Raw genomic sequence first — 23,814 nt, 5'->3', positions numbered from 1 at the left:
ATGCCTACAATTTGATATCGATTCCAAAACTTTACTTTTTATTATTAAATAAAACTCATTATCATTTAAAATATTGGTTATTAATTTATTTCAATAATGATATGGATTTAGTTTGTTGATAAATAAGGAATAAATAAAAATGGATCGTTTAGCAACACACTTAGTCATGGGGATTGACCTTGGGACAAGTAACAGTGCGGTAAGTTTGTGGTTAGATGGCAAATCAGTCCTAATTCCTAATCTACAAGGAAACGTTCTAACACCTTCTGTGGTTGGTTTAGATGATGAAGGCCAGATTATCGTAGGACAAGCTGCTCATGAACGTTTACAAAGTCATCCTAATATAACTAAAGCGAGTTTCAAACGTTATATGGGAACCGATGCCACTATAACACTAGGTAAGCTTGTATTTCGTGCTGAAGAAGTCTCCGCTTTGTTGTTACGTCAACTTAAAGATGATGTTGAAGCATGGTTAGGTTATGCCGTCAAAGACGCCATAATTACAGTTCCTGCTTATTTTAATGATGTCCAGCGCCGCGCAGTTAAAACAGCGGGGCAGCTTGCTGGGTTGAATGTTGTAAGGTTATTAAATGAGCCAACAGCTGCTTCACTTGCTTTTGGGTTACTCGAAAATAAAGAACATAAATACCTCACATTTGACCTAGGAGGGGGCACGTTTGACGTATCGATCATCGATATGTTTGAAGGCGTTATCGAAGTTTGTGCTAGTAGTGGTGATGTACGCTTAGGCGGTGATGATTTTCGTGAAGTGATTTATCAATGGATGTTGAAAAAGTACCCCGAATTACACAAAGATCAGTTTCTGATACGGCCTGAATTATTGAAATTGGCGGAACATCTCAAGTTAGCCTTGAGCCAAGCACCAGAATGCTATGTTTCTATGCATTGGAATGAGTCAGATTTTGAATGGAAAATGACAGAACAAGAGCTAGCTACTTGTTGTCAGCCTTTATTAGCTCGCCTTCAACAACCTATTTTACAGGCATTGCATGACTCCCGTTTTTCGCTTAATGATCTTGACGATATATTGCTAGTGGGAGGGGCGACACGTATGCCTCTCGTTAGACAAACCGTAGCTCGTCTTTTCGGGCGATTTCCACGGCATGATTTAAATCCTGATGAGGCAGTTGCTTTAGGGGCTGGTGTCCAAGCAGGTATGGTAATGGCAGATTGCGCTTTGGATGATATCGTTTTAACCGATGTCATGCCATTTTCATTGGGGGTTGATACCACGAAACAGCATGGTGAGCGTTTTGAATTTGGTTACTATCTTCCTATTATTGAACGCAATAATTTCTTGCCTATCAGTAAGATGCAGGAACTAAGTACAATTGTAGATAACCAAGAGCATATTTTACTCAAGGTATATCAAGGTGAAGCTCGCCTAGTCAAAGATAATGTTTTCCTTGGGGAATTAAAGATAGATATTCCTCCACGACCAGCCGGGGAAGTGACGATTGAAGTTAGGTTTACTTACACGGTTGATGGTTTACTTGAAGTTGAGTGTCATTATCAAGGTAGCCCTAAGGTTTATCGGTTATTGATCGAAAAGGTACCTGGCCAAATGAGTGAGGCTCAAATTTCAGCCAGCTTGGCAAAAATTGCAGGGTTAAAGCAGCATCCAAGGGATATGCCTGAAAATAGAGAATTGTTAGCCCGTTGTTCTCAATTATATGAATTCTTGCTCGGTGATGACAGACTTTGGGTCGATAAGATAACAACTGAGTTTGAGATAGCGTTAAATAGCCAAGATTTACGCTTGATCGCAACATTTCGCCAGCAAGTTGTTCAATTTTTGAAACGATATGAAAGGGATTTGCATTAATGGATATGTGGCAAATATTGGGAATTCCGTTTACTCGTGATGAAAAAGAAATCCGTAGGGCTTATGCAAAGCAACTCAAAAAATATCGACCCGATACTCATCCAAAAGAGTATCAGCAGCTAAGAGAAGCATTTGAAAATGCAAAAAACGTATCCTCTTATCAAGTGAGTTCTCAGCCTGAAGTTGCTTCTGAAGACGAAAGTTATGGTGAAGCCGTATTATTAAATGAACACACCAGGTATCAAGATATTTATTTTTCTGATTGGCTATCAAACACATTTGTAGTGGATGAACCTTTACCAGCTATCACTGTGGCTGAAGCTGTTTATACTCAAGATGAAATTGATACTGTCGCGAGCCTGATTGTGGAGAATGAAAGCAAAGGGAAGGCCGCGCTATCTTTTCTTTGGGCTCATGTGATGGAAAAAGGCAATTTACATATTTTTTCTCAGTTTCATAAGGATTTTGCCAAAGCATTATCACAACAGCAGGGCTTAATGGAATCGACCGTAGATTGTGCTTCTGAATTATTGAATTGGCAGTTAAATGATTATAATTCAGACAGTGTGGTTCCAATGTTTATTCAAGAAGGTATTCAAAATCAATTACGTAAAACTGCTGTTGAACGTGCATGGCGAGATTGCGAAATTGAAGCATCACATAAGTACTCGATCTCAGCATTTACAATGCAATTTTTAATTGGAAAGCAGGCAGAAGTGACTGGGTGGATGCGGTTAGTACCTGGGGTGCTGGATTTGTTGATGAAGCAATATCAGCAGTTGATACAAAATTACCCAGAGCTTGCAGATCGAGTTAATCCAGCAGTGGCCGCTTTTTTCAGTCAACCTAGAGTATGTTTTTCTCTTTCTCATTTATTTCTTCTTATGTTTTGGGGAAGTATATTTTGTATTGCGGCACCGTCTCCGGATATCGATAATCGGGTTATTATCGCAGTTGCGATGATTTTTATTTTCTATTTATATCTTAGTGATGCGTTATTATTTTTCTTTTTAAATAAAAATAAAGACACTTCTGGTGCTATATTTTTATTATTGGATTTCCTATTTTCGATAATGGTGCTGACAGGGATATATGTATTCATTATGTCTGTCATTGCTGACGTAGTGAATATTACAATTAAAGGTGGTGATAATCAGGTGGGAACTATCATGTTTAGCGGTATGTTCTTGTTAATGATCATCTGGCAAATAGTACCAAAGACAAAAGGGATACCAAAATTGAGGTTACCAGGGATAACCGTATCGCGTATTCTTGGGTTTCCATGGATATTTTTAAAGTGGTTTAATTCTTGGTGGATTACGCTCACTTGGGGGCTATTGATATATATTATTTTAGAGCTGACATTGATAGGAGCCCTGCTAAAAATTAGTGAGGTTATTAACCATGGGTTATGGTAACTTGAACACAGTAACAGTTATTTCATCCTATGTGAGTATTAAGGTGTGATCTTACATGAAAGTATCTCCCCAAGTTTTTATCGGTAAAGTCCAAGCAACCCAGTTTTGTGGGCACAGCGCTATTCATAAGCAAGCTGCCGATGGGTTATTGATGTTAGGGCAATTGGGACTTGATGGCGATGAACAAGCTGAAAAACGCTTCCATGGCGGGCCTGATAGAGCACTTTGCCATTATCCTCGTGAACATTATGATTTCTGGGTAAATGCGTATCCTGATTTAGCCGATTTATTTGTTGCCTCTGCATTTGGGGAAAATATATCAACATTGGGTATGAGTGAAGAAAATGTATTTATTGGGGATATTTTTGCATGGGGTGACGCGCGTATTCAGGTCACTCAGCCTCGTTCCCCTTGCTATAAGCTCAATGGGTTAACGGGAATTGAAAATTTTGCACAAATGATGCAAGACAATGGGCGCTGTGGTTGGCTGTACCGTGTCATTAAAACAGGCAATGTTAGTGAAAATGCGCCATTAACATTATTGAGCCGCAATAGTGATATTTCAGTACAAGAAGCGATTATGATTGCATTTCACGCCCCTTATGATGAAGAGCTGTATCAGCGGCTTTTAAGTGCTGCAGGGTTATCCGCAAGTTGGAGCTTAACCATGCAGAACCGTTTAGATAACCACCGAATTGAAGAGTTTAAGCACCGGTTGTTTGGTAAGCGTTAATATAAAGCGATGTGCTTATGGCAAAGAGAGTATTTGGCCATAAGCACTTGCTAGCAATATAACGCCTAAGTCTTAGGCATTTGTTGTATAAACTGTTGGTACCACGGGATATTTGCCATTAATTCGAGATGTGTTCCCTGAGCAATAATTTTTCCTTTCTCCATATACACAACATGGTCTGCTTGGCGAGCGAGATTAGGCTGGTGGGTGACGATGATACGTGTTTGTTGTTTTGCTTGAGTAATAAGGTCAATCACGGAGGCTGTATTGATATTATCAAGGCTTGCCGTTGGTTCATCCATTAAAATGATATTAGGATGCTGTAGAATCAGCCTTGCAATACACAGCCGTTGTCTTTGTCCTCCAGAAAGTAACATACCACCGGCACCTACCTCTTTTTCTAAGAACGTATGATTGGCAGTGAAATTAAGTTGTATCAGTAATGCACTGATTGCCCGGTCATCAATATTATCATCATCAAGTACCAAATTTTGGCGTACGCTACCGCTAAATAAACGGCTATCTTGCAGTAAGACTCCCCGGCGAGCACACAACACCTCTTGTGATAGGTTTTTAATATTTTTATTACCGTAGTTCACACTGCCATGTGTTGGGTCTTGTAAGCGGGCGAGTAAGCCTAATAATGTACTTTTTCCTGCTCCTGATGGACCTACAATGACGGTAATTGTATGTTCTTTAAAGTTAAGGTTTATATTTTGTAAAATGCGTTTTTTATTATCACTGTAAAATGATAACTGTTCACAGCTAACGCTATCGATAGTGGGTGTTAATGAACGATAAGGAAAGTTCAACACGGGGGCCTTCAAGGCTTTTTCGATTTGTTGAATTGCTTTTTTCATTTGCCTAATTGATTGGTCTAAATGAGAAAGTAACCACATAGGCTCAATTAAACGAGCTAATAAAACTAACCCGGCTAGCCACATGTTTAGTGGCATCTTTGCATGATCAACTAAATAAATTCCGAATCCAAAGAGCGTAATAAACGCGGTTTGTACCATTAATGAAAATAATAAGTGAAATGGCAAGCTTCTTCGTTGTAGTTGTCTCTGAGTTTGATATTGGGATGCTAAGGCAAGTTTAGGATGCAGGTGCTCATAGTGAGTACTTGAACGACGAATCAATGGCTGGTGGAGAGCATATTGGTTGAGTGCACTCATTGCTTGTTGTTCTGACTCATGAACTGCTCGTTCGAAAAAAGCAATTTTGCTGGCAGACAAGCGTAAAGAAATTAATAACAAAAAGAGTATAAACAGTAAAATAGCGCCAAATGTACTTTGATAGATTAAAACCCCGATCACGATAGTACAAGGTGTAATTAACCCACTAATAATAGGATGCAACAAATGTGCAGGTACAGACATAACCTGTGATACCGGCCCTGAAATTAGTTGGCTGCTGTTTGATATGGGTTGTAATGAAAGAGGCAGATGGCGAATAAGTGCTGTAGCAAGATAGCGCATCACTAACCCCCCAGCAAAATAGCCTTTTTGAGTGGCTATAAATGTTACGGCTAATGTCGTTAAACTAGAAAGAGCGAATAATGTTAATGGCATTGTGGTATCAAGGTGCCAATCTAAAATAACAACAAATAAAAATAACCCGCTAATTCCCTCTAAAACAGCGCTTAGCGTCATCCAAAATATAGCATTACGTACGGTGTACAATAAGCGTTTAAGCACAGTTATCCTCCAAGGCACGTAAAAGTTGCTGATAGGGTTCTGAATGTATTGAAAGGTATTGATGCGAGCCTTGTGCGATTAATTTTCCGTTGTCTAACAATAATATGCGGTCTGCTAGATTCAAACTGCTTAAGTCATGGGTAATTAATACACAGGTTCGCGGCTCGGAGTGTAATAAATTGAGAACCCGTTGTGCATTTTGTGGGTCAAGCGCTGATGTTGGTTCATCAAGCAGCAATAAAGGCGCTGACGATAGGAGTGCACGCGCAATTGCGAGGCGTTGAGCTTCTCCACCGGATAACACCATATCTTGCCCTATTACGGCATCTAGCCCTTTAGGCTGTTGTTTTACAATCGATAATAAGTTGAGTTCATTAAGATAACGGTACATATTATCTTCAGTGGTGTTGGGGGCAAATAGCTGTAGATTTTCACGAATAGAACAAGGCAAAGGAGGGGAGTTTTGCATGACGATGGAAACTGTACGGTTCAAACTTGTCAATGATAGAGATGGTAATGGCGCTGAGTTAAAGAGCACATTTCCTTCAGTTGGGTCTAAATAGCGCGCCATAAGCTGTAATAAAGTACTTTTCCCTGCACCAGATGCCCCGACAATAGCGATAAATTCGTTAGGCTCTACGGTGATATTAATATTTGATAATATTGGATTATCACCTATTTTAACGTCAACTTGGACAAGTTTGAGCTCACCTTGGGATGGGATAACGTCCTTTTCTCCGTAATGCATGTCTGGTTCAGTTAGAAACTGGCGAATACGTTCTGATGCGCTGACGGCAAGGTTTAAGGCGTCTGCGCCATGCCCCATTGCAGCAACCGGTGCGGCGATACTGCTGATTAATAGAATGAACAAAATGATTTGATCGAGAGGCGCGGGCGCTGGCAGCAATGAGACCCCAAAAATAACCCATAATGACAGCAATGTGCTGCTGATACCGACTTGGGTCAGTGAGCTCAAGGCACCTATTTTTCTTATCCATCGTTTAAAGGCGATTTCAAATTGATATAGAGCTTGTGATGCTTTCTTTTGAATGGATTGATTAGGATATTGCCTTGCTTGCAGCGGGTTATCTGCGAGTTCGGCGTATTGTTGATATAGAGAGCCCATTGCTTGGTTACGTGCGGTGTATAGCGCCTGATAACGCACAGAACGCATTTGTCTAAATAAAAAAACAGAGACAATTAACGGTATTAAGCAAAAAACGGTGAGTAGGGCATTTTGCCATAATAGAATGAGAGTTGCTGTTGTGGGGAGGATAATCAATTTTGTAATATCAGCGGGGGCATGAGCGGTTAATTGATGTAACCCTCGCACATCGCGATCTGCAATTTGTAAAAAGCCGTCTCTACCATGTTGGGCAAAGTGGTTTAATGGAAGTTTTTCTACTTTATTCAGAAGTTGTAGTCTGACTTGATGGCAGAGATGGTTATCCGTTTGATGTGTTAAATACAGAGCAAGAGTTTGGCAAATTAGCCAACTTACACCACCGGTACAAGCAATAATAACCCACTCATAATATTGATGAACGGGAGCAACTGCAACTTGGCTAATTGCTATTAATGGAATGAGTGAACAGAGGCCTGCAATAGCTTGTAAAATAAGTGCAAATAATAATGTGAAACGATAGGGGTGAAGTAATTCCCTGAGTGCGCGGTACATGCGAAACCTCCAATAGCGAATCTGTCACTTTAATTTATTTCGCTTTGTTATCGTGAATTAGTTGTTTTGCTCACCAGACTATTTGTTTTGTTTGCAGGCCTTAAGTGGCAGTATTCATTTTTAAAGCGCTTTTTTAGGGTTTTTAGTAAGATGTGATATTGCGATTGGGAATATTGGGGGAATGAGATGCAATATGATTTAAATGATCTCTACTATTTTGTGAAAGTTGTCGAATATGGTGGTTTTTCACAAGCGGGTTTGGCTCTAGGGATCCCTAAATCTAAATTAAGTCGTCGCATTGCAGATTTAGAAAAAAAACTTAATGTTTCATTGATTTACCGTTCTACCCGCCAGTTTCATGTCACGGAAGTGGGACAAGTTTTTTATCAGCAGTGTAAAAATGTAGTTGATGAAGCTGAAGTTGCTCACGAATTGATTTGTTCCGTTCAGTCACATCCTAAAGGAACGATCAAACTATCGTGCCCAGTTGCACTATTACAAGTATATCTCAATGAATTACTTGTAGATTTTATGATGAAATACCCTGATATCGATATCCAAATCTTAGCGGTTAACCGCCCTGTTGATGTTATTAGTGAAGGGTTGGATTTAGCTATTCGCGTGCGTTCATTGCCCTTAGATGATTCAGGCTTAATGATGAAAGTACTAGGGTATTCACGGCGTATATTAGTGGCTAGCCCACAATTATTCGCAGAGCAGGGTGAACTCATAGAACCAGAAAAGCTGGTGGATTACCCGATGTTAGCGAATACAGAGCATTCACAAAATTACACGTTAACCCTCAAAAACAGTGACGACCTTAGCTTTACACAGCATTTTACCCCTAAGTTAGCGACAACAGATATCTTAACGTTATATCGCGCGGCGCTAAAAGGTGTCGGGATCGCAAGGCTACCTTATGGTGTGGTAGAAAAAGACATTGAATCAGGGAATTTGATAGAGGTATTACCACAATGGCAGTTTCCTGAAGATATCATTCATGCAGTATATCCATCACGTAAAGGGTTGTTGCCATCAATCCAATTACTGTTAAATTATTTAGCAGATAATATTTCGCCGTCAGTGAAATAAATTTCCCCGATAGCACATTAGGCTATCAGGGAAATATTCGTCATTTATTGTGTTTCAGGAATGCGGCCAAATTTCCCACTGTTGAAATCATTTATGGCTTCATTGATTTCTTGAACAGTATTCATCACAAAGGGGCCGTAGCCAACAACTGGCTCGTTAATGGGATCACCACTGAGTAACAGCACTAAGGCATCTTCTGTGGCTTCTAACAGAATATTGCTGTCTGTATCGTCGAGGATCATCAGTTCCCCTTCGTTTAAAGCAGAACGGTCATCAACAAATATTGAACCACGTAGCATGACTAAACCGACATGGCGTCCCGCTTTAGTTGGGATACCCACAGTTTTACCTTTGTTAAGCTGCAAATCCCATACATCCAATGGACTAAAGGTTTGTGCTGCACCCTTATTGCCCAAATAGTCACCGGCAATCACTCGCAATGTACCTGCATCATTGGGTAATGCGACTTTTGGCATGCTTTGGCTTTCTAACAGCTGGTAGCCGGGGGCCGCTGATTTGTCTTTTGCTGGCAAATTGACCCACAGTTGCACCATATCAAGTGTGCCACCTTTTTTCATGAAGGCATCAGACTGATACTCTTGATGCAAAATACCCGATGCTGCAGTCATCCACTGAACATCACCTGGACCTATTACACCACCTTCACCCGTAGAGTCATGGTGGGCGACTTCGCCATCATACACAATCGTGACTGTTTCAAACCCACGGTGTGGGTGCTCTCCAACGCCTCTGTTTGCTGAATTTGAGCTTGGGAAATCAAAAGGCCCCGCTCTGTCGAGCAAAAGGAATGGGTTGAGGTATTTCCCATGATCGTTATAGCTAAACATTGAACGGACAGGGAAGCCGTCTCCTACCCAATGGCTACGAGGAGATTGATAGATACCAATAATTTTTTTCATGGTTTTGCTCCTAAAATTGTTTTGATGACTGAATAATAAAGGAGCAAATCATTTGGCAGTAGTGGCAAAAATAGGTTTCATTGTTGCAGTGATAGAACAATAGAATAAAGTCTAATTATTCTATTTATAGAACAGTGTTTACTAAAAACTGGACTACTCAGCCTTAAATCGATGAATTAATCTAAATAACACGAAAACGGAGCGGCTATCGTTCTATTTTTAAATCAAAAACAGGTTTCATATTTTATCGATTGAGAGGTTTCATCATGAGTAGCCCAGCTAATTTTAATGGTCAACGTCCTGCTATTAACCCAGAAGATGCGGTGATGTTATTAATCGATCACCAGAGTGGTTTATTTCAAACTGTAGGTGATATGCCAATGACGGAATTACGTGCTCGCGCCGCTGTTCTGGCTAAAATGGCTTCCCTAGCTAAAATTCCAGTAATAACAACTGCTTCTGTACCTCAAGGCCCAAATGGCCCGTTGATACCAGAAATTCATCAAAATGCACCACATGCACAATATATTGCACGCCGCGGTGAAATTAATGCATGGGATAACCCAGAGTTTGTGGCGGCCGTGAAAGCAACAGGTAAAAAGCAACTGATTATTGCCGGAACTATTACCAGTGTTTGTATGGCGTTCCCTGCAATTAGTGCGGTGATGGATGGCTACCAAGTATTTGTGGTGATTGACGCTTCAGGCACTTACAGCAAAATGGCGCAAGAAATTACTTTAGCGCGTGTTGTTCAAGCGGGTGTGGTGCCGATGGATACTGCTGCGGTTGCTTCAGAACTACAAGGGACTTGGAACCGCGAAGATGCGGAGGAGTGGGCAATGGCTTACACACAAATCTTCCCTGCTTATCAATTATTAATTGAGAGCTACAGCAAGGCGCAAGATGTTCTGAAAAATAATGAACAATTAGATTCAGAGCGTTAAGGTGAAATAAACAGCATCAATGAATTAATTGGTGAAAATTGATTAGAGTAAAAATGGGGGAAAAACCCCATTTTTACTGAGTTAATACAATGATTGTTACTGAGGGCGTTTAACGAAGCCAATAGCTTCGTAAACTTTATCTAACGTTTCTTGTGCGCGAGCAGCGGCTTTGGTTGCGCCTTCATCCATAATTTGGTTGAGCAGCGCTTCGTTATTACGGAATTCATGATAACGAGTTTGAAGTGTGGTTAACATACCGGAAACGGCTTCTGCCACGGCCCCTTTAAGATGACCGTACATTTGCCCTTCAAATTCGGCTTCAAGTTCAGCAATTTTCTTACCTGTCACACCCGACATGATATCTAATAAGTTAGAAACCCCTGGTTTGTTTTCTAAATCATAACGAATACGAGGTGGCTCTTCGGAGTCAGTCATTGCGCGTTTGATTTTTTTCACGACAGATTTCGGGTCTTCTAATAAGGCGATAACGTTGTTACGGTTATCATCGGACTTAGACATTTTCTTGGTTGGATCTTGCAGAGCCATAACACGGGCACCACCACCAGTCGGAATGAATGGATCGGGTACAGTGAAAATATCACCATAAATGGCATTGAAGCGTTGAGCAATATCACGGCTCAATTCAAGGTGTTGTTTCTGGTCAATACCAACAGGTACTTGATTCGTTTGATAAATCAAAATATCTGCTGCCATTAGTACTGGGTAATCAAAGAGTCCCGCATTGATATTTTCTGCGTGACGGGCAGATTTATCTTTAAACTGAGTCATACGGCTCAACTCACCGAAATAGGTGTAGCAGTTAAGCGCCCAGCTCAGTTGAGCGTGTTGTGGTACGTGTGACTGCACAAAAATGGTGCTTTTTTTCGGGTCAATACCACATGCTAAATAGAGCGCAAGTGTATCGAGGGTTCTTTTACGCAGTTCAACAGGGTCTTGGCGAACGGTGATGGCGTGCTGGTCAACGATACAGTAAATGCAGTCGTAGTCATCTTGCATTTGTACCCACTGACGTAATGCACCCATGTAGTTACCGATGGTTAATTCACCGGAAGGCTGTGCGCCGCTGAATACGATTGGTTTTTGGGGTTGCTTTAATTTTTCAGTGGGAGTGCTCATTTAGTTATGTCCTTGCTTATTTTATTTCAGATAACCCGATTGCAGGTAATAAATCAGAAAAATGTGTTAATACACAGTTCGGTTCACTCAGTGCAATAGATTCACCATAGTTATAACCGTAGGTCAGACCGACACACGGGCATTCAGCGCTTTTCGCTGCAATAATATCATTACGAGAATCGCCGACAAAAAGCAATTCTTCTTTACGTAAACCGAATGTTCCCATCGTTAGGTAGAGGGGAGCAGGATGCGGTTTTAAAGCTTTGACGTCATCGCTACCCAAGACTAGAGAAAAGTAGTGTTCAATACCTAATTTCTTTAATAATGGCGCAATAAATGGGGTCGCTTTATTAGTAACAATCCCCATAGGTAAGCCATGTTTTGCTAATTGCTCTAAAGTGTCTTTTACTCCAGGAAACAGTTGGCTGCCTGTTGTGACGGACGTTGCATAGAATTTATCAAAACTGGCTCGAGCTTTTTTTTGTCGCTCAGGTGTGATTTCGGCACCTGCCCATGAAAGTGCGCGTTCAACTAACACATCAACACCATTGCCTACCCAAATAGAAACGCGTTCTTTACCTGCAGGGGCAAAATTAAATTCTTTGAGCATGTTGTCGATGGCTTCAGCTAAGCCAGCTGCACTGTCTACGAGTGTGCCGTCTAAATCGAAAGCGATCGCTTTGATATTCTCTAATACCACTTCAGTCATTGAGATACCTTTTGTAATTCGTTACGCATCGCGTCGATGACGGTTTTATAGTCCGGTTGGTCGAAAATAGCAGAACCCGCAACGAAGGTATCGGCACCTGCCGCTGCAATCTCTGCGATATTATTCACTTTGACACCGCCGTCGACTTCCAAACGAATATCATAGCCACTTTCATCAATTAATTTACGGACTTGGCGCAATTTATTGAGTGTTTGTGGGATAAACGATTGGCCTCCAAACCCTGGGTTCACAGACATGAGTAGGATCATATCAACTTTATCCATGACGTAATCAAGGTAGCTAAGTGGTGTTGCTGGGTTAAATACTAACCCCGCGGTACAGCCATGTTCGCGAATTAACTGTAGTGAGCGGTCAACATGTTCGCTGGCTTCAGGATGGAAACTAATATGGGTTGCACCGGCCTTAGCAAAATCTGGGATAATGCGGTCAACTGGCTTCACCATTAAATGAACATCGATAGGTGCAGTAATTCCGTAGTCTCGCAGTGCTTTACATATAGGTGCGCCAAACGTTAAGTTGGGTACGTAGTGGTTGTCCATAACGTCAAAATGCACAATATCGGCACCAGCTGCAAGAACATTGGCGGTATCTTCGCCTAAACGTGCAAAGTCAGCAGATAAAATAGATGGGGCAATGAGAAAGTTTTTCATTATTGTCTCCGATTATTAATCGTTATCTGAGAGCCATTCATCGCTAGGTACAAGGCGCTGCGTTTTTTTCTTATCCGTTTTTCTAGGAGAAAGGCTATTAGGTATACCCGGATATAATGCCAGTAACTCATTGACTTTTGTCCGGTTTAATATATTTCTACTAATGGTGCGACGTACTTTTACAATATGCAATTGAGCTTGATAATACCACTCTCTCGTCATCGGGGTATCATGATTTGAGATCAAGACAGGAATTTTACTTTCTGTTGATAACTTTTGAGCCAAAATAGCTAAGTTTTGTTGTTCGAGCGAATTAAATGCATTCGTGTGATACGCCGTGAAGTTAGCTGTATCTGATAAAGGTGCATATGGTGGGTCACAGTAGACAACAGACCCCTCTTTTGCGTTGAGCAAAGTTTCACCATAATGCTGAGTCATAAACGTGGCATTTTGTGATTTTTCAGCAAACCACAGTAATTCTTCTTTAGGAAAATAGGGCTTTTTATAGCGGCCAAAAGGAACGTTAAATTCACCACGAGAATTATAGCGGCATAACCCATTATAGCAGTGGCGGTTTAAGTATAAAAAAAGGACACTGCGTTTCTCAGTATCGGTCGATTGGTTAAAGGCTTCACGCATTAAATAATATTGTTCGGAAGTATTATATTCAGGTGTGAAGATTTGCTGGGCTTCTTCAATAAAAGCATCAGCGCGGTCTTTAACCGTATTGTAAAGGTTGATGAGGTCACTGTTGATATCTGCCAGTATGTATGAATCATAACTGGTGTTTAAAAACACTGACCCAGCACCAACAAAAGGCTCAATTAAGCAATCACCTTGTGGAAGGTGTTTTTTGATTTCTTCCACAAGGGGGTATTTACCCCCAGCCCATTTTAAAAAAGCGCGTTTTTTTTTCATGCCGTCTTATTATTACAATCGTTTAGAGTAACTGCATTTATACTCTGTCAGGACAACATAATGCGCCCGGGGAAAAACGTTGTTATTTTTGATCCTGTTTGACTTGTTTCATATTTCTAACCCACGGTTTTTTCGCTTGTACTGCAGCAGGTAAGGTCCCTATTGCATTTTTTGCGTCGGTCACTGAACTATAATTTCCGTGAATAAGAACATACCAAGTTTGCCCATTACGTATGGTTTTATAAACTTTGTAATTGGCCAATTTGTTTTCTTTTGCGAAAGCTTCCAGTGTATCAGAGCGGCTTGCACTGCTGAGTTGCAATGTGTAGCTACCTGCTGGTGCAGACATGATATTGCTACCTTGGCTACTTGCCGTTGATTTTGCTGGCTGTTTAGTTTGCACAGGGTGTTTTGGCTCAACGGGTTTTACAGGTGTTTTTTCTGGCGTTACTGGTTTGACTACGGGTTGTTGTTCCACAGGTTTAACGGTTGGTGGCGTTAACGGTGTCGTATTTTGTGGCTGGCTAGTGCCTGGCACAGAAACTTGGCCTTGGTTTAAGGCATCAACTACATCGCCAGGTATTTCGATTCGCTCACCCAGACCATTTGGTTGAGTTTGAGGTTCGCCTTGGGTTGGCGTTGGCGTAATTTGTGAACCAGTGATTTCTTGCGGTTGCCCTGATAGCGTTTGACCTTGTGAATTTGTCAACGATGAGGAACCCGATAAATCGATATTCTGTGAATTATTGGCACCCGTTGTTTGTTGCTTTTCATGCTCTGTAGGGGCTTTCAGCGCTGAGCTGATAGCAATAATGAGCAGCAATAAGACCAGTACACCCACACCAATCATAATATGTTGACGTGAAAGTGCAATTTTAGGTTTTGCAGCAGATGATGATTGGCGTGAGCGCCCTGTCGGTCTATCTGATGTATCAGGCCTAAGATCATTTTGACCTTGAGACTGGTTATCTGGTTTAAATTCGTCCATTTTCCTCTCCCGAATAAAATTTGCCTATAGTAGAGATAAAATGTCTCTTATCAGTACAACCTCTAACGACCAAGCAGGACATCGCTGCTTATTTAAAGCATATATCCTTTCGTAATACCACGCTAGCCAAAGTGGTATTGATAATACGCTTTTTCAGGGTTTCGTATATAGGCGTAGGCACACCGTATAATTTAACGACTTTAGTGAACATCTACCAGTAACATTTTAAAACGCCAGTAAAAATTCAGCTTTTTCTTCGTTTTATGACATACAGGATGATATTGCCGCAATGACAGTCTGCGTATCAACATCTGAACGCATTTCCGAATGGCCGATAGTGGTAGGCAAAATTAAATGCAGTTTTCCACCCATCACTTTTTTATCTCGCATCATATGTGGGAGATAATCATCGGGCTTCATTTGTGAAGGGCCTTTGACGGGAAGTGATGCACGCTCTAAAAGTGTGACCACCCGCTGAGTTTGTTCAGGAGTAAATTGACCAAGTAATTCTGCTGTTTTTGCTGCCATAACCATGCCAGCCGCGACAGCTTCACCATGTAACCAGACGCCATAGCCCATATGCGCTTCGATAGCATGACCAAAGGTATGGCCTAAGTTCAATAATGCACGTAACCCACTGGTTTCTTTTTCATCCGCAGCAACCACTTGTGCTTTTAGTTCACAACAACGGCGAATACAGTAAGCCATCGCTTGGTCATCAAGAGAGACGAGGGCATCAATATTCTCTTCTAGCCAGCTAAAAAATTCACTATCGAGGATAATGCCATATTTAATGACTTCTGCTAAGCCGGAGGCAAGTTCTCTTGGTGGGAGAGTTTTTAAGCAGTTGAGATCAACCACAACAGAAGCGGGCTGATAAAATGCGCCGATCATATTTTTCCCTAGTGGGTGATTGACGGCGGTTTTACCACCGACAGAAGAGTCCACTTGAGATAATAAGGTCGTAGGTACTTGAATAAAACGTACTCCACGCTGATAGCTTGCTGCTGCGAAACCTGTTAGGTCACCAATGACGCCCCCACCAAGAGCGATGAGGGTGGTGTCACGGTTATGGTGTTTTTCAAGTAATGCGGTAAATACATCATTCATAATGAATAATGATTTGTATTGTTCACCATCCGGTAGAATGATGGTATCAACTTTTACGCCTGAAGTTTCAAGGGCATTCTTTATCTTATCGAGATAAATAGGGGCAAGAGTTTCATTTGTCACGATCATTGCTCGTTGACCCGCAGTTAATGGCTCAAATGCCCCGGTTTGTTGATATAAGCCGGGTGCAATATTGATTGGATAGCTACGTTCGCCTAGAGTGACGGTGACTTTTTCCATCTTGCTTTACCTTGAGTTCATTTTTGAAAATAACACCATGAACAATTAGTTTTTTTCTAATAGTTCAATGATTTGGTTGGCAACAACTTTTGCACTTTGCTCATCAGTATGAATGGTAATATCAGCAATTTCTTCATACATAGGATTACGTTCGTCAGCCAGTTTCTCAAGAACCTCACGTGCGGGTTCGTCAACTTGTAGCAGTGGACGTTTTTTGTCACGTTGTGTACGAGATAATTGTTTCTCAATTGTGGTCTCAAGATAAACAACGACACCGCGAGCGGATAGGCGATTACGGGTCTCTTTGGACTTAACAGAGCCACCACCTGTTGCTAATACAATGCCTTGTTTCTCTGTAAGCTCATTGATGATTTTTTCTTCGCGATCGCGAAAGCCTTCTTCACCTTCAAGGTCGAATACCCAGCCTACATCTGCGCCAGTGCGTTTTTCTATCTCGTGATCAGAGTCGAAAAACTCCATATTAAGCTGTTGAGCCAACTGACGGCCAATAGTACTTTTGCCAGCACCCATTGGTCCAACCAGAAAGATATTGCGTTTCTCTGCCATGTTTTTTGGTATTACTACGATTATTCGTTAATGATTACCCGCCCCGCCAATCAGATTAGCGGCGGGACCTAAACTGAAACCTCATAAGTGATGATGTGAGATCAGATAAGAAAATTATCTCAATACATCAACCTGAATTGCAACTATATAAATATGGCACTAAGCAAGCAAAGTGCCATATTTAAAATTACAGGTTTCGATACTTGAGCCGTCTATGTTGTCTAATGCCTTGTTTATCATGCTTTTTAACAGTTTCTAGCTATTGGTATCAGCAAGTTATTTCTGTTAAGAATAGAGCAACATTAATTGTGGCTGTTTTATAAGCGACTGACAGCTTGTTCTTTAATCTACGGATAGTTAGAACACTCAATGGATAACCTTGTATGCTAAAACGACGCCAGCGTCAAATTTATCCGGTAGGTTTATGCCATAAAAAATATTTTTTTTTGTCATCTTTGACTTATTGTGTATTCAACTATTTGAAGTATATGCGTTATTTTTTCCATGTTAAATATTGATAAGTTTTGGTGTTATAAAAATAATAAGGACACGCTTATCTGTATGCTTTGCCGTATTTGTGAATAATGTACCTAGAAAAGGGATATGAGATAAAAAGGGTAAGCCCATCTCTGTTTTTTCTTGTTTTTGCTGAAAAATTCCCCCAAGGATAAGGGTTTCATTATTTTTGATGGTTACGTTAGTTGCGATTTCTTGTTTATTGATGGCTAAGTGATGATGTTGGCTGCTAGTGAGTGCAGTATCGGGTGAGTTATGACTAATTTTAAGGTTTAACTCAATTTTTTCATCACGCACAATCGAGGGGGTAACATCCATACCCAGAACGGCATCTTTAAATTGTACGTGTGTTTTCTTGTCATTACTGGTGACATAGGGGATCTCTGTACCTTGCTGAATACTTGCGGGTTGTTGATGCGAAGCAACTAAACGAGGACTCGCAATAATAGAAAGCAGATTTTCTTTTTCTAATGCTTTCAGTTTCATTTCAAGTAAACCATCACCAAGACTAAGAACATTGAAGGCAAATTGTCCTGATATTGAAGAGTAACGATTGTAGCGATATAAGTGATTAGCGTTTAGATTTCCACCTGCCATCATTCCCCATTCTAAGCCCAACTCCTGTAATGCAGTTCGGCTGCTACTAATGATATGTGCAGTGATCTGTACTTGTTTATTTGGCTTATCTTGATGTTTTATCCATTCATCAATCAGTGCTAATCGATCTGGATCCTCTTTAATAATGAGGCTGTTTGTCGTGATATCGTGATGGATAGAGGCATTTTTTGATAATAACGAAGTATCTGGATGTTCTAATAGATGACGAACCTCTTGGACATTGGTTGAGATTAATTTAAATATCTTTTGGGTTAATGATGTTTTACTTGGCGTTACCTGCGCTACTGCTGTTTCCGGAGTAGGCTGGTTTTCTATTACTAAGGGAGGTATCAGTGGTGCAAAAGGATCTCTAACCTCTTCGGCAGAGATTAAAAATGAAGATAAAAAGAAGAGTCCCCCAGCAATCAGCATGAGGATGTTAGTTCGTGAGCTATTCATTGCGGTTTTCATCCTTGATAGCGAGAGTGTCGTTGAACAATGAAAATGAGATGGAGGTGATGATAATTCCTTGTTTTAAATATATTTTTATGTCATGAAAATGCCATCTCTGGGTTTGAGGAAGGGTAAGAAGCTGTTCTATAACGTGATAAATAGGAATGAAGTGACCTTGGAACTCCATAAAATAGGTATTGGTATCTGTTGGTTGCAATTGATTAAGTGTCACAGATGAATGTGAGAGCAAGGTATTTAACTGTGTCAGTAATTCAAGAGGAGCTTCTTTAATATCAACGGATTGCTTTAGTGATTGAGCTTGTTTTTCAAGTTGTTGTAACGAAGGTGAGTGATAGAGAGCTTTCTTTTCTCTTGTAATTGCTTCAATTAAATTCAGGTTCTCAATGGTTAATTCCATGATCTGATTTTGATTTTTTTTCCAGTATAAAAAATACCCCGCAGTGATACAAAGCACAATTAAGAACCAAACAGGTAGGGTTTGTTGCCAAAATGGGCGATACCAAAAAGAATGTATGGACTCATTCATCGAGCACTCCTTGATATTTGGCTGTGAGGTGTAAACGGTTTAATTGATTCACTCGGCTGATTTTTTTCAATTGAATATCACTCAAACCTGGGTGATTTTTAAGTTGTAAGCCAAGCGAATTGATATCTTGAAAATCATAACTGTTAGCTTTGATCTCTATTTTGTTATTCATTAACTGTAGATTTGTTAGCCAACTTTTGGGTGGAGTTAGAGTTGGAAGGTTTTGTAGTAACTTAAGTAAAAATTGGTTATTTACTATGATGCTATCTATCTTTCTTTTTTTGCTCATTAAGCTATTAATCTGTGTTTGTTGAGTCGCGATTTGCAATACTAATTGTTGTATCTGTTCATATTGTAGTTGGTTATTGTGCTTTCTATTTTTTAGGTCTTTCATTTCAATTTGTTGAAAAATAAATAAAAAAACACACGCTATAATCACTGAGCAGCAAACCACAGAACAAAAGAGTAAAAACTCTCGTATCTTCTTTTTTATTTGCTGTTGGCGCCAAGGGAGAAAGTTAACTTGGTATATTTCCATCAATTAAATATCTCCATGACGTAAAGCAAGACCGGCAGCAATCACAAAATCCCCCAGTAACTGTGGTAATTTAATATTATGCTGTTGAAAAGCTTGGCGTAATTCCCAGTGGTGAGCTACCTCATCAGTACGAGAAATCTGTTCATGATCTGTAATGAGGTAAATAGGTGAGGCTTTTTCTTGATCAATAAAGGGCAGCAAGTGGGAAAGTGTCGGTATATCGGTATCTTGCAAATGGTTATAATTAGCTGGTTGGCTAATTGGCCCTGACCAAAGCCATTCACCTTGTCGATAATGAATAACCCAGCATTCATCGGGTAAACCCGCGTTTCTTGCCACATAACGTAAAGCTATGGGGGCGACATCAATAGCAAGCAGATTGAACCCGCTTTCTGTAAATAGATTTTGCCAAAAAGTAATATCTGACTGGCGGGCCCCATTAAAATAAACCTGTTGTTTGATGACGCGATAGTCGATAACCAGCTCTTGGGCGTGCATAGAAAAACGTTTTTCAGCTTGAGATTGTAAATACCACCCTAATTCTGGTTGTGGCAATTTGATTTCACTGGGTAATGAAATTTGTTGTTTTATTGTACGGACAGCGGGTAATGCGAAGGATACGGAACACTTTTTAGGTAATTTCTGACGCCATTGTAATAAAATATTCAGTAAAATTTGATATTGTTCATGGCTAGAATTATCAGTTAGCTCGAATGGTAATTGTTGTTGCCAACATTCACATAAATGCCAGTATTGTCTGCGCCGCTTTGCAGCGACTAGCTGTATTCTATCTCGATAGAGGTCGATCCCAATGTTCCATTTTGATGTATACATAGTTAATTTCCTTATCATTAACAAATAAATTACGATTTCTATTGTGCTGTATAAGCTTTATACTGTGTGTTAGTGATATCTAAACCCTCTTGTTAGCCGAGCATGGGAATTTTCCGGTGAAGTTCGTAAAATATTTTTTTATTCTTGTTTTCTGTTGCATTTTTTTGGGAACCGCCTCGATTTATGGCATGTATAAATATGTGGAAGGTGAGTTACCTGATGTAGCAACAATGAAAGACATTCGTCTGCAAATTCCAATGCAGGTATACAGTGCGGATAACGAATTGATTGCCCAATATGGGGAAAAGCGTCGTATTCCTTTACCTCTGGCAGAAATTCCTCCTTTAATGATCAAAGCGTTTATCGCCACTGAAGATAGCCGTTTTTATGAGCACCATGGGATTGACCCTATTGGTATTTTCCGTGCGGTTACCGTAATGGCGTCTTCTGGCCATGCATCTCAAGGGGCCAGTACAATCACTCAGCAGCTCGCGAGAAATTTTTATTTAAGCCCTGAAAAAACCCTCATGCGTAAAGCTAAAGAGGCATTTTTGGCTATTCGCATTGAGCAGCTTTTTACTAAAGATGAAATTATGGAGTTGTACCTGAATAAAATTTATTTAGGTAACCGTGCTTATGGCGTCGGAGCAGCTGCGTACGTTTATTTTGGTAAGACAGTGGATGAGTTGACGCTTAGTGAAATTGCGATGATTGCAGGTTTACCAAAAGCACCTTCTACATTTAACCCTCTGTATTCTTATGACCGTGCGGTAAGTCGTCGTAATGTGGTTCTTTCTCGCATGTTTGAGGAGAAATACATTACTCAAGACCAGTATGAACAAGCAAAAAATGAAAAAATAGTTGCTTCGTATCATGCGCCGAAAATTGATTTTTCTGCGCCGTATTTAGCCGAAATGGCACGTCAAACCTTGTTTGATAAATATGGTGAAGATGCGTATACCGATGGGTATAAAGTCTACACTACGGTGATCCGTAAAGATCAGGAAGCTGCAACAACCGCAGTCCGTAATAATTTGATCGACTACGATACTCGCCACGGTTATCGCGGTCCTGCCGAGGTTTTATGGAAACAGAATGAAACGGCTTGGACAGCAGAGCAGATAGTCGAAAAATTGAAAAAAATGCCGGTTTATGGGCCTTTAATGCCTGCAGTTGTGACATCTGCAACAGCTTCAGAAGCGCAAGTGATGTTAGCTGATGGTTCGCAAATTCCTATTACAATGACCGGTGTGCGTTGGGCGCGTAAATTTATTTCAGATACTCAACAAGGTGCCGCGCCAAGAGCTGTAAATGCAGTCATGCAAGTGGGTGAGCAAATTTGGGTTCGAAAAGTTAAAGATAACTGGTGGTTAGGGCAAGTACCTGATGCGAATGCGGCATTTGTTGCTTTAAATCCAAATGATGGGGCGATTATTGCGCTAGTTGGTGGGTTTGACTTCAATATGAGTGAGTTTAACCGAGTCACCCAATCATTACGCCAAGTTGGTTCGAATATTAAACCTTTCCTATATACAGCGGCAATGGATAAAGGCCTGACATTATCATCATTACTTAATGATGTACCAATTAGCCGTTGGGATGCAGGTGCAGGTTCTGATTGGCGTCCTAAGAATTCACCTCCTCGCTATGATGGGCCTATTCGTTTACGTCAAGGTTTAGGCCAATCAAAAAACGTTGTGATGGTTCGTGCAATGAGAGCCATGGGGGTGGATTATGCGGCTGATTATCTGACTCGCTTTGGTTTTCCAGCGGAAAATATTAACCGCACTGAGGCGTTAGCGCTAGGTGCGCCATCATTCACACCAATGCAAATGGTTCGTGGATATGCTGTCATGTCCAATGGTGGGTATTTGATTGACCCATACTACATTTCGAAGATCGAAAATCATAATGATGAGGTTATTTTCGAAGCCAACCCTAAAATAGCATGCCCTGATTGCACGAATATTCCGGTAATTTATGGTGATACGGAACGCACTATTGTGAGCAACGGTATTGATGATGAGTCTACCGAAGAAGTGACACAATCAGGCGATAATACCGTCATAAAAGAGCCAACAATGGAATTAACGACGGCAGCTAACTTAGACGGGAACTCTGGTGACCAATATGCACCTCATGTAATTAATACCCCACTTGCATTCTTAATTAGGGATGCGATGATGACCAATATTTATGGCGAGCCTGGTTGGTCAGGTACAGGTTGGCGTGCAGCGAGAGACTTAGGTGGTCGCCGTGATATTGGTGGGAAAACAGGGACAACTAACAGCTCTAAGGATGCTTGGTTCTCTGGCTATGGCCCAGATGTTGTTGCTTCTGCATGGATTGGTTTCGATGATAATAGGCGAACATTAGGTCGTGGTGAAGCCGGGGCTAAAAGTGCACAACCCATGTGGAACGACTTTATGAAGTCTATTTTGGCAGGGGTACCAGTGAAAACAATGAAACCGCCTAAAGGTGTTATTTCGGTCTCCATTGATAGCAGAACAGGTAAATTAGGTTCCTCCCGTCGTGAGTATTTTATTGAAGGAACTGAACCGAAAGAACATGCGGTACAAGAGGTAGGTACGACAATTTCTACGGAAGGCGGGGCCAGCCAAGAGCTATTTTAAAATTATTGTTGGTTAAATACCTATAATTAGCACCCCATTGTTGGTTTAAAACATGGGGTGTTTTCTATAGAGACGTTTAATATATCAGTAGGTTATATACCTATATTAATGATTAGTTATAGAAATAACATACAGCAGATGTAATGTTAAGTGTTATTACCTAACACTTTTTAGGTAACGTTCTAGATAGAAAAGTGCGCTAATATTCCGAGCTTCGTTGAAATCAGGGTGTTCCAGTAATTCCATCATTCGAGATATTGGCCATAGCTCTTGTTGTAGAGGTTCAGGCTCATCTCCTTTGAGTTTTTCCCTGTATAAGTCTTGAGCGATAAGAATATTCATTTTACTTGAAAAGTATGATGGCGACATCGTCAGTTTGGCGAGCTGAACCATGTGATTAGCGCCATAACCAATTTCTTCTTTGAGTTCACGCTGGGCTGCTTCAATGGCAATTTCACCGGGGTCGATAGCACCTTTGGGAAAGCCTAATTCATAGCTTTCAATCCCGACAGCGTATTCGCGAATGAGGATGAGGTTATCACCCATGATAGGAACAATAAGAACCGCTTCGCGTTTTGCGGGCCGCATTCTTTCATAGACTCGTTTTTCACCATTACTAAATTCGAGGTCAACTGATTGAATGCTGAATAATTTTGATTGAGCAACATCTTGAATATTCAAGATTTTAGGTTTTTTTAACTCTGTCATAACGATTTCCGAACAGGATGAGTGAAATCTATTGCTAAAAGCATATTTCATTGATTTACGAGACGCGTTTTACCTAGCACTGCCCGTATTTCGAAATCATCATACAACTATGACCTATATCAAAATAAAATGATAGATATTATCGAGTAGATAAAATGCTGTTAGTATAATTGACTCAAACAAATAATACGGGTAAACAAATAAAACATTTTTTACAAGATGTTGTAATTTAAAATAAAAACTACAAATAGAATAGGAATCGGCTTATTTTTAGGAAGTGTGAGGGCTGATATGCTTTTCTTATTCATTTTTCATTG

At 40.5% G+C, this 23,814-nt stretch carries 21 protein-coding genes; 6 read left to right on the top strand and 15 right to left on the bottom strand.

The window, feature by feature from the left end; all coding sequences use genetic code 11:
• The first annotated feature begins 139 nt into the window (after positions 1 to 139).
• From PR834_RS17355 to yiiM, 3 genes are read left to right on the top strand one after another with little or no spacing between them, the layout of a single operon-like run.
• Positions 140 to 1,846, top strand: a complete 1,707-nt coding sequence (locus PR834_RS17355; protein ID WP_164454790.1) for an Hsp70 family protein — start codon at positions 140 to 142, stop codon at positions 1,844 to 1,846.
• Positions 1,846 to 3,264, top strand: a complete 1,419-nt coding sequence (locus PR834_RS17350) for a J domain-containing protein (RefSeq protein WP_272536823.1) — start codon at positions 1,846 to 1,848, stop codon at positions 3,262 to 3,264. The genes PR834_RS17355 and PR834_RS17350 overlap by 1 nt, the downstream gene beginning before the upstream one ends.
• A 55-nt stretch (positions 3,265 to 3,319) precedes the next feature.
• Positions 3,320 to 3,997 carry a 6-hydroxyaminopurine reductase gene (yiiM, locus tag PR834_RS17345; RefSeq protein WP_094962894.1) on the top strand — a complete coding sequence of 226 codons (678 nt, stop codon included), beginning with the start codon at positions 3,320 to 3,322 and terminating at the stop codon, positions 3,995 to 3,997.
• Between the two features lie 65 nt (positions 3,998 to 4,062).
• Here yiiM and PR834_RS17340 read toward each other — a convergent pair whose 3' ends face one another.
• Together PR834_RS17340 and PR834_RS17335 are read right to left on the bottom strand one after the other, a co-directional pair.
• Entirely contained in the window at positions 4,063 to 5,697 is a 1,635-nt protein-coding gene (locus tag PR834_RS17340) for an ATP-binding cassette domain-containing protein (protein ID WP_272536822.1), read from the bottom strand.
• On the bottom strand, positions 5,690 to 7,375 hold the full coding sequence (locus PR834_RS17335; RefSeq protein ID WP_272536821.1) for an ABC transporter ATP-binding protein: 1,686 nt from the start codon (positions 7,373 to 7,375) through the stop codon (positions 5,690 to 5,692). The genes PR834_RS17340 and PR834_RS17335 overlap by 8 nt, the downstream gene beginning before the upstream one ends.
• Positions 7,376 to 7,561: 186 nt before the next feature.
• Between PR834_RS17335 and PR834_RS17330 the strand changes: the two genes are divergently transcribed.
• Positions 7,562 to 8,467: a LysR substrate-binding domain-containing protein gene (locus PR834_RS17330; protein WP_004263222.1), complete on the top strand. Its 906-nt coding sequence runs from the start codon at positions 7,562 to 7,564 to the stop codon at positions 8,465 to 8,467.
• A gap of 44 nt (positions 8,468 to 8,511) precedes the next feature.
• Here PR834_RS17330 and PR834_RS17325 read toward each other — a convergent pair whose 3' ends face one another.
• Positions 8,512 to 9,387, bottom strand: coding sequence for a pirin family protein (locus PR834_RS17325; RefSeq protein ID WP_272536820.1), 876 nt, complete (start codon positions 9,385 to 9,387; stop codon positions 8,512 to 8,514).
• A 266-nt stretch (positions 9,388 to 9,653) separates the two neighbouring features.
• Here PR834_RS17325 and PR834_RS17320 point away from each other — a divergent pair, with 266 nt between their 5' ends.
• Positions 9,654 to 10,331, top strand: coding sequence for a hydrolase (locus PR834_RS17320; protein ID WP_004263214.1), 678 nt, complete (start codon positions 9,654 to 9,656; stop codon positions 10,329 to 10,331).
• 96 nt (positions 10,332 to 10,427) lie between these two features.
• Here the strand turns inward: PR834_RS17320 and trpS are convergent, their stop codons facing one another.
• The 11 genes from trpS to PR834_RS17265 all read right to left on the bottom strand — a co-directional run bounded on the left by trpS (position 10,428) and on the right by PR834_RS17265 (position 20,156).
• Complete coding sequence (trpS, locus tag PR834_RS17315; RefSeq protein WP_272536819.1) at positions 10,428 to 11,468, bottom strand: tryptophan--tRNA ligase; 1,041 nt, start codon at positions 11,466 to 11,468, stop codon at positions 10,428 to 10,430.
• 16 nt (positions 11,469 to 11,484) lie between these two features.
• Entirely contained in the window at positions 11,485 to 12,177 is a 693-nt protein-coding gene (locus PR834_RS17310) for a phosphoglycolate phosphatase (RefSeq protein WP_140171897.1), read from the bottom strand.
• The gene (gene rpe / locus PR834_RS17305; protein WP_004263207.1) at positions 12,174 to 12,848 is read right to left on the bottom strand and encodes a ribulose-phosphate 3-epimerase; all 675 of its coding nucleotides are present in this window, start codon (positions 12,846 to 12,848) and stop codon (positions 12,174 to 12,176) included. The genes PR834_RS17310 and rpe overlap by 4 nt, the downstream gene beginning before the upstream one ends.
• A gap of 15 nt (positions 12,849 to 12,863) precedes the next feature.
• A complete protein-coding gene (gene dam / locus PR834_RS17300) occupies positions 12,864 to 13,766 on the bottom strand; it encodes an adenine-specific DNA-methyltransferase (RefSeq protein WP_004263205.1) in 903 nt (300 codons plus the stop codon).
• An 82-nt stretch (positions 13,767 to 13,848) separates the two neighbouring features.
• Positions 13,849 to 14,754, bottom strand: coding sequence for an SPOR domain-containing protein (locus tag PR834_RS17295; protein ID WP_096863477.1), 906 nt, complete (start codon positions 14,752 to 14,754; stop codon positions 13,849 to 13,851).
• A gap of 261 nt (positions 14,755 to 15,015) precedes the next feature.
• On the bottom strand, positions 15,016 to 16,104 hold the full coding sequence (gene aroB / locus PR834_RS17290; protein WP_004263201.1) for a 3-dehydroquinate synthase: 1,089 nt from the start codon (positions 16,102 to 16,104) through the stop codon (positions 15,016 to 15,018).
• Between the two features lie 45 nt (positions 16,105 to 16,149).
• The gene (gene aroK, locus PR834_RS17285; RefSeq protein WP_004263200.1) at positions 16,150 to 16,671 is read right to left on the bottom strand and encodes a shikimate kinase AroK; all 522 of its coding nucleotides are present in this window, start codon (positions 16,669 to 16,671) and stop codon (positions 16,150 to 16,152) included.
• A gap of 507 nt (positions 16,672 to 17,178) precedes the next feature.
• Positions 17,179 to 18,243: a transporter gene (locus PR834_RS17280; protein ID WP_442959649.1), complete on the bottom strand. Its 1,065-nt coding sequence runs from the start codon at positions 18,241 to 18,243 to the stop codon at positions 17,179 to 17,181.
• Positions 18,236 to 18,784 carry a hypothetical protein gene (locus PR834_RS17275; RefSeq protein ID WP_110592746.1) on the bottom strand — a complete coding sequence of 183 codons (549 nt, stop codon included), beginning with the start codon at positions 18,782 to 18,784 and terminating at the stop codon, positions 18,236 to 18,238. Before PR834_RS17275 ends, PR834_RS17280 begins: the two co-directional genes overlap by 8 nt.
• Positions 18,777 to 19,322 carry a PilN domain-containing protein gene (locus PR834_RS17270; RefSeq protein WP_004263186.1) on the bottom strand — a complete coding sequence of 182 codons (546 nt, stop codon included), beginning with the start codon at positions 19,320 to 19,322 and terminating at the stop codon, positions 18,777 to 18,779. The genes PR834_RS17275 and PR834_RS17270 overlap by 8 nt, the downstream gene beginning before the upstream one ends.
• A 3-nt stretch (positions 19,323 to 19,325) precedes the next feature.
• Positions 19,326 to 20,156: a hypothetical protein gene (locus PR834_RS17265; RefSeq protein WP_036958620.1), complete on the bottom strand. Its 831-nt coding sequence runs from the start codon at positions 20,154 to 20,156 to the stop codon at positions 19,326 to 19,328.
• A gap of 116 nt (positions 20,157 to 20,272) precedes the next feature.
• On the opposite strand from PR834_RS17265, the gene mrcA reads away from it, so the two are divergent.
• On the top strand, positions 20,273 to 22,789 hold the full coding sequence (gene mrcA, locus PR834_RS17260) for a peptidoglycan glycosyltransferase/peptidoglycan DD-transpeptidase MrcA (RefSeq protein ID WP_140171901.1): 2,517 nt from the start codon (positions 20,273 to 20,275) through the stop codon (positions 22,787 to 22,789).
• 156 nt (positions 22,790 to 22,945) lie between these two features.
• On the opposite strand, the gene nudE is transcribed toward mrcA, so the two are convergent.
• Complete coding sequence (gene nudE / locus PR834_RS17255) at positions 22,946 to 23,497, bottom strand: ADP compounds hydrolase NudE (RefSeq protein ID WP_094962884.1); 552 nt, start codon at positions 23,495 to 23,497, stop codon at positions 22,946 to 22,948.
• Between the last annotated feature and the right edge of the window lie 317 nt (positions 23,498 to 23,814).

Origin of the sequence: Providencia sp. PROV182, from assembly GCF_028480325.1 — a bacterium.
Classification (GTDB): Bacteria; Pseudomonadota; Gammaproteobacteria; order Enterobacterales; family Enterobacteriaceae; genus Providencia; species Providencia hangzhouensis.
Note: the sequence above shows the minus strand (reverse complement) of the source record. Positions and strands in the feature narration are given on the sequence as shown.